The sequence below is a fragment of the Ralstonia sp. UNC404CL21Col genome (genome assembly GCF_000620465.1).
Lineage (GTDB): Bacteria > Pseudomonadota > Gammaproteobacteria > Burkholderiales > Burkholderiaceae > Ralstonia > Ralstonia flatus.
In genome coordinates, this window is record NZ_KK211140.1 from 633,355 (window position 1) to 646,188 (window position 12,834).

Here is a 12,834-nt window from a genome sequence, read left to right on the forward strand (position 1 = left end):
ACATAGCGGAGACAAACATGGATTTCTCGTTCACCGACGAACAGAAGCAACTGGCCGACGCGGTGCGCCGCTTCATCGAGAAGGACTACAGCTTTGAGGCGCGCAACAAGGTCGTGTATTCGCCGGAAGGTGTGTCGCAGGGCCACTGGGATGCACTGGCCGAACTGGGCCTGACCGCGCTGCCTGTGCCCGAAGCACAAGGCGGTTTCGACGGCCGCGCGATGGACCTGCTGGTGGTGATGCAGGAACTCGGTCGCGGCCTGGTCGTGGAACCGTATCAGGCCACCGTGCTCGGCGCCCAGGCGCTGAAGCTTGCGGGCGGCCAAGAGGCATTGCTGGAAGAAGTTGCTGGCGGCGCCGTGAAGCTGGCCATTGCATTCGGCGAGCGCCAATCGCGTTACGAGCTGTTCAACGTCACCACGCGCGCTACGCAGCAGGGCGGCGGTTGGACGCTGACCGGCGAGAAGGCGGTTGTGGTGCATGGTGCGCAGGCAGACAAGCTGATCGTCTCGGCGCGTACCGGTGGTGAAGCGCGTGATACGTCGGGCCTGTCGCTCTTCGTGGTCGACCGCGATGCGGCTGGCGTGACGGTCAAGGACTACCGCACGATCGACAACCTGCACGCCGCGGACATCCGCTTCGACAACGCGCCGGCAACGCTGCTCGGCAAGGCCGGCGAAGCGTGGGAGACCATCGACGCCGTCGCCGATCTCGGCTGCGTGCTGTTGTGCGCTGAAGCGATCGGTCTGATCGATGCGCTGAACGCCGCCACGCTGGAGTACACCAAGACCCGCCAGCAATTTGGCGTGCCCATCGCGCGCTTCCAGGCGCTGCAGCACCGCATGGTCGACATGTTCATCCATGGCGAGCAGGCGCGTTCGATCACGTATCTTGCGGCTGCCCACTTTGAAGATGGCGATGTCGAGGCGCGCCGCCGCTATGTGTCGGCGGCCAAGGCGCGTGTCGGCCAGGCAGCGCGTGATGTTGGCCAGGAAGCGGTGCAGTTGCACGGCGGCATGGGCGTGACGAACGAACTGCCGGCCGCACACATGTTCAAGCGGCTGACGATGATCAACACGACGTTGGGTGACGTGGATCATCACCTGGCACGCTTCGCATCGCTGCCCGGCTTCCAGCAGGCGGCGTAACGGCAAACCTGAACGCCCCGCATTCGTGCGGGGCGTTGTCATTTGGAGGAGACGACATGGTGGAAAACGAAAACGCAGCGGCGACACGATCGTACGAGTTCTACTTCGACGATTTCGAGGTCGGCCGCACGCTGCAGATGGGTACCTACACCGTCACCGAAGAAGAGATCCTGACCTTCGCGCGGCAGTACGATCCGCAGCCATTCCACATCGATGCAGAGGCCGCCAAGCACAGCATCTACGGCGGCATTATTTCGAGCGGCTGGATGACCTGTTCGATCATGATGCGGCTGATGGTGACCGGCTTCCTGGGCAAGGCAGCCAGCATGGGCTCGCCGGGCGTGGATGAAATCCGCTGGATGAAGCCGGTGTATCCGGGCGACACGCTGTCGGTGTCGAGCACGTGCATGGAAGTGCGTCCCTCGCAGTCGAAGCCGGACCGCGGTGTGGCGGTCAACCGCTGGGAGGCCCGCAACCAGCGCGGCGAACTTGTCTGCACGGTCACGGGCATGGGCTTGTTTGGTCGACGCCCGAAGGCTTGATGACACCTCATCGCATCACAACAAGGAGACAACCCAGATGCGCATCATCGAATCGCTCGACGAGCTGAAAGGTTTGATCGGCCAGGAAGTCGCCGTGAGCGACTGGACCGAGATCACGCAGCAGCAGGTGAACCTCTTTGCCGAGGCCACGGGCGATCACCAGTGGATTCACGTGGATGTGGAGCGCGCCAAGCGTGAGTCGCCGTTTGGCGCACCGGTGGCGCACGGTTTTCTGACGCTGTCGCTGCTGCCGATGCTGATGGCCAATGCGATCGAGATGTCCGACGTGAAGATGGGCGTGAACTACGGCCTGAACAAGGTCCGTTTTACGGCGCCGGTGCCGGTCGGCAGCCGCGTGCGCGCGCGCGTGAAGCTGGTCGAAATGGACGCGCTGCCGCCGCTGCCCAATGCCCCCGCGTTGACCGGCGCACAGATGACCTGGGCCGTGACCATCGAGCGTGAGGGGCAGGAGCGCCCCGTGTGCGTGGCCGAATCGATTTCGCGCCGCTATTCCTGAGTCCCGTTTTTCGCAAGGCTCCGAGGCCGGCGCAATGCCGGCCTTTCTTTTTGCATCGGCTTGCCCTTGCGCCCCGCTTGTTTTGTGCTTGTCTTCTTGCGCCCCAAGCATGCGCATTCCAACGGACAAATGCGCTGACTTGGCGCCGTTTTGGCACCGTTTTGGCGCGAATTTCCCTTCGAATGAGCCAAATGCGATGGCACGGTAGTTGCACTTTTGGGCCCCGGGGAGTCGTTCTCGCCACCAATAAACCCAAGGAGCCGCAATGAAACGTCGTGAGCTGTTGAAGCTGTCTGCCGTCGCCGCCGCAACGCTGTTGTCCGTGTCGAGCCTCGCGTTTGCTCAGGCAAAAGAACCGATCAAGGTCGGCGTCCTGCATTCGCTGTCGGGCACGATGGCCATCTCCGAGACGTCGCTGAAAGACGTTGCGCTGATGACGATCGACGAGATCAACAAGAGTGGTGGCGTGCTGGGCCGCAAGCTGGAGCCGGTGGTGGTGGACCCGGCATCGAACTGGCCGCTGTTTGCCGAGAAGGCGCGCGGGCTGCTGACGCAGGACAAGGTGGCTGTGACGTTCGGCTGCTGGACGTCGGTGTCGCGCAAGTCGGTGCTGCCGGTCTATGAAGAGCTGAACGGCCTGCTGTTCTACCCGGTGCAGTACGAAGGCGAAGAGATGTCGAAGAACGTCTTCTACACCGGTGCTGCGCCCAACCAGCAGGCCATTCCGGCCGTGGAATACCTGATGAGCAAGGAAGGCGGCGGTGCCAAGCGCTTCTTCCTGCTCGGTACCGATTACGTCTATCCGCGCACGACCAACAAGATCCTGCGCGCCTTCCTGCACAGCAAGGGCGTGAAGGACAGCGACATCGAAGAGGTCTACACCCCGTTCGGTCACTCCGACTATCAGACCATCGTTGCCAACATCAAGAAGTTCTCGCAAGGCGGCAAGACGGCCGTGGTGTCGACCATCAACGGCGACTCGAACGTGCCGTTCTACAAGGAACTCGGCAACGCCGGCCTGAAGGCCAAGGACGTGCCGGTGGTGGCCTTCTCGGTGGGTGAAGAAGAACTGCGCGGTATCGACACCAAGCCGCTGGTGGGCCACCTGGCGGCATGGAACTACTTCATGTCGGTCAAGAACCCGGTCAACGACGACTTCAAGAAGAAGTGGGCCGCATGGGTCAAGGCCAACAACCTGCCCGGCGGCGACAAGCGCGTCACCAACGACCCGATGGAAGCCACCTACGTCGGCATCATGATGTGGAAGCAGGCCGTCGAGAAGGCCGGCTCCACCGACGTGGACAAGGTCCGCAAGGCGATGTACGGCCAGCAGTTCAAGGCACCGTCGGGCTTCACGCTGGTGATGAACAACAACCATCACCTGAGCAAGCCCGTGATGATTGGCGAGGTGCGCGGCGACGGCCAGTTCAACGTCGTGTGGAAGACGCCGACGGTGATCCGCGCCAAGCCGTGGAGCCCGTACATCCCGGGCAACGAGGGCAAGCCTGACGAAGTGAAGTAATCAGGCGGACCGGCGGCGCATGCAGCGCGGCCGGTCCTTTGAACGACGCTGCACGACGTGGCGGACGGCCCAACACCGGCCGCCACGCATCGGATTGCCATGATGCGCTTGTCCCGCTGGTTGTTTCATTCCCTTGCCGCACTGCTGTGCGCTTTCTGTCTGGCTGCGACGCCCCAGGGCTCTGCGTGGGCCGCCGGACAACCCCTGACCCAGGCCGATCTCAAGCCGCTGGCCGAAGACGACTTCGATGCCAAGGTCAAGGCGCTCAATGCGCTGACCGCTGCGCCCGCCGAACAAGCCGGGCCGATCCTGCAAGCCTTGCAGAATGACGCGCTGTTCTTCGCGCCCGCCGCCGGCATGGTGCGTCAGGACGGCGAGAAGTACCTGGACGCGATCACTGGCCAACCCGTCACCGTCAAGGCCGACGATCTGCAGTCCCTCACACTGAACAATGCCCTGCGTGCGCAAGTGGACAGCGCGGCGAGTGGCTTCGTGCTGCAATCGCCGGACCGTGCGGTGCGCGCGCAGGCCGTCGATACGTTGCTTGCGCATCCCGAGACGGCGTCGCGCCCCATTGTCGACGCGGCGCGCAAGCATGAAACCGATCCGGAGTTGCGCAGCAAGCTGCATGTGCTCTGGGCCAATCTCGCGCTCGACGACGGCACGCATGCCGAGAAGCTCGAAGCGCTCAAGCTGCTTGCGGGCGATACCAACCCGCAGACGCGCCAGCGCATCGCCCCGTTGCTTGCCAAGGACAGCGGTGCCGACGATGAACTGCGCGCCGCGGCCCAACAGGCGCTCGACGGCCTCGCCGCGCAGCAACGCAAGGCCGAGCTGGTCGGCAACCTGTTTGCGGGGCTGAGCCTCGGTTCGGTGCTGCTGCTGGCGGCGCTTGGGCTGGCCATCACCTACGGGCTCATCGGCGTCATCAACATGGCGCACGGTGAGTTCCTGATGATCGGTGCGTACGCCACCTACGTGGTGCAGACGATTTTCCGCAACTACTTTCCGAACGCGTTCGACTGGTATCTGCCCGCGGCGCTGCCTGCTGCGTTCCTGGCGGCGGCCGTCGTCGGCTTTGCGCTGGAGCGGCTGGTGCTGCGTCACCTGTATGGCCGTCCGCTCGAAACGCTGCTCGCCACGTTCGGGATCAGCCTGCTGCTGATGCAGGCCGTGCGTTCGATCTTCGGTGCGCAGAACGTGGAGGTGGCGAACCCGAGCTGGATGAGCGGCGGCATTGCGCTGTATCCGGGCCTCGTGCTGCCTTACAACCGGCTCGTCATCCTGCTGTTTGCGCTGGCCGTGGTGGCGATTGCGTGGGCGGTGCTCAACCGCACGCGCCTGGGCCTGTTCGTGCGGGCCACCACGCAGAACCGCACGATGGCGGCCTGCGTTGGCGTGCGCACGTGGAAGGTCGACAGCTACGCGTTTGCATTCGGTGCCGGTATTGCCGGCCTGGGCGGCTGCGCGCTCTCGCAGATCGGCAACGTCGGGCCGGACCTCGGTCAGAGCTACATCATCGATTCGTTCATGGCCGTGGTGCTGGGCGGGGTGGGGCAACTGGCGGGCACGATCATCGGCGCGTTCGGGCTGGGCCTCATCAACAAATTCATCGAGCCGTTCTATGGCGCGGTGCTGGCAAAGATCATCGTGCTGGTGCTGATCGTGCTGTTCATCCAGAAGCGTCCGCAGGGCCTGTTCGCCCTCAAGGGCCGCAGCGCCGAGGCCTGATATGACGACCACCAAGTTTTCTCTCGATATCCCGGCGCGCATGCCGCTGCTGTCGCGGCGCGGGTGGTCTGCGCTGGTGCTCGTGTCGCTCATCGTGTGCATTGGCGCGCCGGTGTGCGCGCTGCTGGTGCCGGAGGGTAGCCCGCTGCATCTGTCGGCGTATGCACTCACGCTCATCGGCAAGATCATGTGCTACGCGCTCGCGGCGCTGGCGCTCGATCTGGTGTGGGGCTATTGCGGCATCCTGAGCCTCGGGCACGGGCTGTTCTTCGCGCTCGGCGGCTATGGCATGGGCATGTACCTGATGCGCTCCATCGGCCGCGAAGGCGTGTACAAAAGCGATCTGCCGGACTTCATGGTCTTCCTCGACTGGAAGGAGCTGCCGTGGTTCTGGCACGGCACCGAGCATTTCGCCTGGGCCATGCTGCTGGTGATTCTGGTGCCCGGCGTGCTGGCGTGGCTGTTCGGCTTCTTTGCCTTCCGATCGCGCGTCAAAGGCGTCTACCTGTCGATCATCACGCAGGCGATGACGTACGCGGCCATGCTGCTGTTCTTCCGTAACGAAACGGGCTTTGGCGGCAACAACGGCTTTACGGATTTCAAACGCATCCTCGGCTTCCCGATCTCCGCATTGCCGACGCGCACCGTGCTGTTCGTGGCGACGTTCGTGGCGCTCGTGCTGGCGTTCATCGCCTGCCGCGCCATCGTCACGTCCAAGTTCGGCCGCGTGGTCACCGCCATTCGCGATGCCGAAGCGCGCGTGATGTTCTCCGGCTACAACCCGCTCGGCTACAAGCTGTTCGTGTGGACGTTCTCCGCCGTGCTGTGCGGCATTGCGGGCGCGCTCTACGTGCCGCAGGTCGGCATCATCAACCCAGGCGAGATGTCGCCGGGCAACTCCATCGAGATGGCCGTGTGGGTGGCCGTGGGTGGGCGCGGCACGTTGATCGGCCCGATCATCGGCGCGTTCCTCGTCAACGGCGCCAAGACGTTGCTCACCGCATGGGTGCCGGAGTACTGGCTGTTTGTGCTCGGCGCGATCTTCGTGCTGGTGACGCTGTATCTGCCGAACGGCGTGCTGGGGCTGCTGGGCAAGCTGCGCATGAAAAAGCGCGCGCCCACGCCAGCCGAGGCGCATGAAGCCGCGACCGTCACCGGAGACCACGCATGAGCACGTTCACCGAACTCCCCGACCGCGCGGAGACCGGCACCGCCACCGGCATGGGCCATCTGGTCGAGCCGGATACGATCGACGTCTCGCACGGCGCCATCCTGTATCTCGAAGACGTGACCGTGCGCTTCGGCGGCTTTCGCGCACTGAACGCGCTCACGCTGTCGATCGACCACGGCGAACTGCGCTGCATCATCGGCCCCAACGGCGCGGGCAAGACCACGATGATGGACGTGATTACCGGCAAGACCGGGCCGCGCAATGCAGACGTGACCGGCCGTGTCTTCCTTGGCCAGACCATCGACCTGCTGCGCCTGACTGAGCCGCGCATCGCCCAGATCGGCATCGGCCGCAAGTTCCAGAAGCCGACCGTGTTCGAGCAGCACACCGTGTGGGAAAACCTGGAACTGGCCATGAAGGCCGACAAGCGCTGGTGGGTCTCGCTGCGCGCGCGCCTGCTGAACGACGGCCGCCAGCGCATCGAAGAAACGCTCGGCCGCATCCACCTGGAAGCGGAGGCCTATCGGCCTGCCGGGCTGCTCTCACACGGGCAGAAACAGCGGCTGGAGATCGGCATGCTGCTGATGCAGCAACCGCAACTGCTGCTGCTCGACGAACCAGTCGCCGGCATGACGGATGAAGAGACGATGCAGCTTGCAACGTTGCTCAACGGCCTGCGTGGCACGTGCTCGATCATGGTCGTGGAACACGACATGGAATTTGTCGCCGCGCTGGCGGGGGCAGAAGGGCGCGTGACCGTGCTGGCTGAGGGCAGCGTCCTGGCCGAAGGCACGCTCGACGCCGTCAAGCGCGATGAGCGAGTGATCGAATCCTATCTGGGGCGTTAGAAGGCTCCGCAAAACTACTGCGCGTCCCGATCTTGCCCCTGTGATGCTCGCCGTACCCGTGTACGGCTGCGCTTCTCGGGCCAACATCGGACCGCTCGCTACGTTTTTCAGAGCCTTCTCAAGGCAAAAGGAAAGAACGCGATGTTGCAGGTCCAACAACTGAACCAGTACTACGGCGGCAGCCACATCCTGCGCAACGTTAGCTTTGACGTCCCTACGGGCAAGCTGACCACGCTGCTTGGCCGTAACGGCGTGGGCAAGACGACGCTGCTCAAATGCTTGATGGGGGTGGTGCCCACCGCCAGCGGCGCGATCGATTGGGAAGGGCGCACCATCCAGAAGCTGCCCGCGTATGAGCGTGTCTCGCAGGGGCTCGCTTATGTGCCGCAGGGGCGCGAGATCTTCCCGCGCCTGACGGTGGAAGAGAACCTGCTGATTGGCGCGGCCGCCAAGCGTGCGCCGTCCAAGGTGCCCGATTCCATCTACGAGCTGTTTCCAGTGCTCAAGGAGATGAAGGGCCGGCGCGGCGGCGATCTGTCTGGCGGCCAGCAGCAGCAACTCGCCATCGGCCGCGCGCTGATGAGCGAGCCGCGCCTGCTGATCCTGGACGAGCCGACCGAAGGCATCCAGCCGTCGATCATCCAGGAGATCGGCCGCACGCTGCGGCGCCTGGTGGATGAGTTCGGCATGTCGGTGCTGCTGGTCGAGCAGTACTACGACTTTGCGCGCAGCATTGCCGACCGCTACGTCGTCATGAGCCGCGGCGAGGTCATCGCCCAGGGCGACGGCGCCAATATGGAAGCCGATGGCGTGCGTGATCTGGTCGCCGTTTGATGCCCCGGCTGATGCCCCGGCATTCGACGGAAAAAGTCGAATGCCAAATCTGTGGCATCTGGCTATGATGAGAAAATTCCTAGCCGCCGTGCTGCCTTCCTGATGCGCCATCCCGATTTTCCTGTCCCGCCGCAGACCGATTCGTTCGCGTCCTGGGAAGCCTCGCTGCACCTGGCGTTTGCACGGCGCGGTGAGCGCACCGTGCTGGCCACCTGCCGGCATCAGGGGCCGCTGCGGGTGCAGAAGGCGCTGTATCCGGAAGGCGAGGGCGTGTGCCATGCCGTCATGCTGCATCCGCCTGCAGGCATTGCCGGCGGCGATGTGCTCGATATCGACATCGAACTCGGTGCCGATGCGCATGCCGTGCTGACCACGCCCGGCGCCACCAAGTGGTACAAGTCGCTCGGCCGCACGGCCACGCAGCGCGTTGCCATCCGGGCGGAGGCGGGGGCGCGGCTCGACTGGCTGCCGCAAGAGAACATCGTTTTCAACCAGGCCCGCCCGATCATCGACCTGACGCTGGACCTGGCACCCGGCGCCACCGCTATCGGTTGGGACACCACCATGCTCGGTCGCCACGCCGCCGGTGAATCGTGGGCCGAAGGCCGCATCGCCATGCGCACCGCCTTGCGTTGCAACGGTCAACCGCTGTGGATTGAATCGGCGGCGTTCGACGCGCAATCGCCCGTGCTGAATGCGACGATGGGCATGGCCGGCTTCCACGTCGTTGGCACGCTGTGGGCCGTGGGCGAAGGCGCCACCGAAGCCCTCGCCGAATCGATGGCCGAGCACCTGCCGTACAACGCCGACCTGCGCGCGGGCGTCACGTGTCTCACGCAAGACGCGCCCGGCCTGCCAAACGTTTTGTTGCTGCGCGTGCTCGCACGCCGGCCCGAAGATGCGCGCGCGTTGCTGTCACAGACGTGGCTCGCGCTGCGCGAACCGATGCATGGCGTGGCGGGCCGTCCGCTGCGCCTCTGGTCTACATGACGGCCACATGATGGCGACGTGACCTCGCATCGCCCGATCTGCACTGAACTGAATTGACCCTCACTGAAGAGAGCCCCTCGTGGAACTGACCCCGCGCGAAAAAGACAAGCTGCTGATCTTCACCGCCGCCTTGCTGGCCGAGCGCCGCAAGGGCCGCGGCCTCAAGCTCAACTACCCGGAAGCCGTCGCCTTCATCAGCGCCGCCATCATGGAAGGCGCACGCGACGGCAAGACGGTCGCCGACCTCATGCACTACGGCACCACGCTCCTCACGCGCAATGACGTGATGGACGGCGTGGCCGAGATGATTCCCGACATCCAGGTCGAAGCCACGTTTCCGGACGGCACGAAGCTCGTCACCGTCCACCATCCGATTGTTTGAATTTCGAAGTTTGAAGCCCGCACGCCACTCACCACTACGAGTCCTGCCATGACGCCTACCCTGTCTCGCTTCGTCCGGCCCGCTGCGGCCATCGCGCTTACGTTTGGCGCCTCCATCGCGTTTGCCCACCCTGGGCACCCGGGCCATACCGCTGAAGGCAGCCTGCTCGCCGGGTTCCTGCATCCGCTCACGGGTGCAGACCATTTGCTGGCGATGGTGGCCGTGGGCGTGTGGAGCGCACTGGCCTCGCGTTCGGTGCGCGATGCGCTGTGGGCGCCCGTCGCCTTTGTCGCGTTGATGATCCTGGGTGCGTTGCTGGGCGCCGGCGGTGTGGCGGTGCCGATGGCCGAGCCGATGATCGCCGCATCGCTGCTGGTGTTCGGCCTGCTGATTGCAGCGCGCGCGCAATTGCCGACGTGGGGCGGTGCGCTGCTGTGCGGCGCGTTCGCGCTGTTCCACGGCTATGCGCACGGCACGGAATTCCCCGCAGGGGCGCAGGCCATGTTCCCGTATTTCGTCGGAGGCTTTGCCGTGGCGACGGCGCTGCTGCACACCGCCGGCATCGGCGCGGGCTTTGCGCTGAAGCCGCGTCTGGCATGGCTGGCGCGTCTGTCGGGCGTGGGCGTGGCGCTGTACGGCGCAGGCCTGCTCGTCACGGCCATCTGAGGGGGCTTGCACCATGATCCCCGGCGAACTCCTGCCGCAAGACGGCGATCTCGAACTCAATGCAGGCCGCGCGACAGTGACGGTCACGGTGGCCAATACCGGTGATCGCCCCGTGCAGATCGGCTCGCATTACCACTTCTATGAAGTGAATGACGCGCTGCGCTTTGACCGCGAAGCCGCGCGCGGGTATCGGCTCAATATCGCCGCCGGCACCGCCGTGCGCTTCGAGCCGGGGCAGGAGCGCACGGTCGAACTCGTGGCGCTGGCCGGTGACCGCGTGGTCTACGGCTTTGCCGGCCGCGTGATGGGCAAGCTTTGAGCGAGACACGGACATGACATTGAAGATCAATCGCCGCGCGTATGCGGAAATGTTCGGCCCCACGACCGGCGACCGCGTCCGCCTGGCCGACACCGAACTCATCGTCGAAGTCGAACGCGACTTCACCCTCTACGGCGAGGAAGTGAAATTCGGCGGCGGCAAGGTCATCCGCGACGGCATGGGCCAGAGCCAGCGCGAATCGAAAGACTGCGCCGACACCGTCATCACCAACGCGCTGATCATCGACCACTGGGGCATCGTCAAGGCCGACATCGGCCTGAAGCACGGCCGCATCTCGGCGATCGGCAAGGCGGGCAATCCGGACATCCAGCCCGGCGTGACGATCGTCATCGGCCCCGGCACCGAGATCATCGCGGGCGAGGGCATGATCGTCACCGCCGGCGGCGTCGACTCGCACATCCACTTCATCTGCCCGCAGCAGATCGACGAGGCGCTCAACAGCGGCGTGACGACGATGATCGGCGGCGGCACCGGCCCCGCCACCGGCACCTACGCCACCACTTGCACGCCGGGCCCGTGGTACATGCAGCGCATGCTGCAAGCCGCGGATGCGTATCCGATGAACATCGGCTTCCTGGGCAAGGGCAACGGCAGCCTGCCGGGCGCGCTGCGCGAGCAGATCGACGCAGGCGCCATCGGCCTGAAGCTGCACGAAGACTGGGGCTCCACGCCCGCCGCCATCGACTGCTGCCTGGGTGTGGCCGACGACACCGACACGCAGGTCGCCATCCACACCGATACGTTGAACGAATCGGGCTTTGTTGAAGCGACCGTCGCGGCATTCAAAGGCCGCACGATCCACACGTATCACACCGAAGGCGCGGGCGGCGGGCACGCGCCCGACATCATCCGCGTGTGCGGTGAATCGAACGTACTGCCGTCGTCGACCAACCCGACGCGGCCGTTCACCGTCAACACGCTGGACGAGCACCTCGACATGCTGATGGTGTGCCATCACCTCGATGCGTCCATCGCCGAAGACATCGCCTTTGCCGAGAGCCGCATCCGCCGCGAGACGATTGCCGCTGAAGACATCCTGCACGACCTCGGCGCGTTCTCGATGATCTCCAGCGACTCGCAGGCCATGGGCCGCGTGGGCGAAGTCGTACTGCGTACGTGGCAGACCGCCCACAAGATGAAGGTGCAGCGCGGCAAGCTGGCCGGTGATCCGAACGATGCGCGCGGCGGGCATGACAATTTCCGCGTCAAGCGGTACGTGGCCAAGTACACGATCAACCCCGCGCTCACGCATGGCATCGCGCACGAAGTCGGCTCGGTTGAAGTCGGCAAGTGGGCAGACCTCGTGCTATGGAAGCCGGCGTTCTTTGGTGTGAAGCCGAGCCTGATCCTGAAGGGCGGGATGATTGCTTCCGCGGCGATGGGCGATGCGAATGCGTCGATCCCGACGCCGCAGCCGGTGCACTATCGGCCGATGTTTGGGTCGGCGGGCGGGGCGCGGGGGCGGACGTCGTTGACGTTTCTGTCGCAATCAGCTGCTGCGGCTGGCGTGGCGGAGCAGTATGGGTTGGCTAAGACGACAGCGGTGGTCAAGGGCACGCGTACTGTGAGCAAGGCGGACATGATTCATAACGACTGGCGGCCTGACATTACTGTGGACCCGGAGACGTATCAGGTGGTGGCGGATGGGACGGTGTTGACTTGTGAGCCGGCGGAGGTGTTGCCGATGGCGCAGAGGTATTTTTTGTTCTAGCTGGTGGGGATGGGCTTGGGCTTTTTGTTGTTAGTTCATCCCTGTTTCGTACCCTGCCGGGCACGACTCACTTTTCTTTGTCTTGCCAAAGAAAAGTAAGCAAAAGAAAGGCGCGCCCGAGATGGCGAAAGACTCCTTGGATTTGTGTCGCGGGGAGGGAAGGGAGGCAAACTCGCTGCGCTCAGACAGGCCTCCCTTCTTGATCCTCCCCGCAACAAAAATTCAAGGCGCCATCTAGGGCAGGAACGTCAACGGCCACACCGGCGGGGAACTGAGGTGGGCGCCGGGATCGGTGAGTGCGAGTGCGAGTGCGAGTGCGAGTGCGAGTGCGAGTGCGAGTGCGAGTGCGAGTGCGAGTGCGAGTGCAAGTGCAAGTGCAAGTGCAAGTGCAAGTGCGTGCGATGGTCCCAGTCGTACAACGGAGTGGCGCAC

13 protein-coding genes are annotated in these 12,834 nt (G+C 64.5%); all 13 read left to right on the top strand.

What is annotated here, in order from left to right:
* Window positions 1-17: 17 nt before the first annotated feature.
* The 13 genes from N511_RS0120885 (at window position 18) to ureC (ending at window position 12,402) form a co-directional block, all read left to right on the top strand.
* Window positions 18-1,148 carry an acyl-CoA dehydrogenase family protein gene (locus N511_RS0120885; RefSeq protein ID WP_027681043.1) on the top strand — a complete coding sequence of 377 codons (1,131 nt, stop codon included), beginning with the start codon at window positions 18-20 and terminating at the stop codon, window positions 1,146-1,148.
* Window positions 1,149-1,204: 56 nt separating this feature from the next.
* Complete coding sequence (locus N511_RS0120890) at window positions 1,205-1,690, top strand: MaoC family dehydratase (RefSeq protein WP_027681044.1); 486 nt, start codon at window positions 1,205-1,207, stop codon at window positions 1,688-1,690.
* A 37-nt stretch (window positions 1,691-1,727) separates the two neighbouring features.
* Entirely contained in the window at window positions 1,728-2,207 is a 480-nt protein-coding gene (locus N511_RS0120895; RefSeq protein WP_027681045.1) for a MaoC family dehydratase, read from the top strand.
* A gap of 265 nt (window positions 2,208-2,472) precedes the next feature.
* Entirely contained in the window at window positions 2,473-3,729 is a 1,257-nt protein-coding gene (gene urtA / locus N511_RS0120900) for an urea ABC transporter substrate-binding protein (RefSeq protein WP_027681046.1), read from the top strand.
* 99 nt (window positions 3,730-3,828) lie between these two features.
* Entirely contained in the window at window positions 3,829-5,460 is a 1,632-nt protein-coding gene (gene urtB, locus N511_RS0120905; RefSeq protein ID WP_027681047.1) for an urea ABC transporter permease subunit UrtB, read from the top strand.
* Between the two features lies 1 nt (window position 5,461).
* Entirely contained in the window at window positions 5,462-6,631 is a 1,170-nt protein-coding gene (urtC, locus tag N511_RS0120910) for an urea ABC transporter permease subunit UrtC (protein ID WP_027681048.1), read from the top strand.
* The gene (gene urtD, locus N511_RS0120915) at window positions 6,628-7,479 is read left to right on the top strand and encodes an urea ABC transporter ATP-binding protein UrtD (protein ID WP_009241045.1); all 852 of its coding nucleotides are present in this window, start codon (window positions 6,628-6,630) and stop codon (window positions 7,477-7,479) included. The genes urtC and urtD overlap by 4 nt, the downstream gene beginning before the upstream one ends.
* A 141-nt stretch (window positions 7,480-7,620) precedes the next feature.
* Window positions 7,621-8,313, top strand: coding sequence for an urea ABC transporter ATP-binding subunit UrtE (urtE, locus tag N511_RS0120920; RefSeq protein ID WP_004630761.1), 693 nt, complete (start codon window positions 7,621-7,623; stop codon window positions 8,311-8,313).
* Window positions 8,314-8,415: 102 nt separating this feature from the next.
* Window positions 8,416-9,303, top strand: a complete 888-nt coding sequence (locus N511_RS0120925) for an urease accessory protein UreD (protein ID WP_027681049.1) — start codon at window positions 8,416-8,418, stop codon at window positions 9,301-9,303.
* A 79-nt stretch (window positions 9,304-9,382) separates the two neighbouring features.
* A complete protein-coding gene (locus N511_RS0120930; RefSeq protein ID WP_004630759.1) occupies window positions 9,383-9,685 on the top strand; it encodes an urease subunit gamma in 303 nt (100 codons plus the stop codon).
* A 48-nt stretch (window positions 9,686-9,733) separates the two neighbouring features.
* Entirely contained in the window at window positions 9,734-10,351 is a 618-nt protein-coding gene (locus N511_RS0120935; protein ID WP_027681050.1) for a HupE/UreJ family protein, read from the top strand.
* Window positions 10,352-10,364: 13 nt separating this feature from the next.
* Entirely contained in the window at window positions 10,365-10,670 is a 306-nt protein-coding gene (locus tag N511_RS0120940) for an urease subunit beta (protein WP_012762288.1), read from the top strand.
* A gap of 13 nt (window positions 10,671-10,683) precedes the next feature.
* A complete protein-coding gene (gene ureC / locus N511_RS0120945) occupies window positions 10,684-12,402 on the top strand; it encodes an urease subunit alpha (RefSeq protein ID WP_027681051.1) in 1,719 nt (572 codons plus the stop codon).
* The last annotated feature ends 432 nt before the right edge of the window (window positions 12,403-12,834 follow it).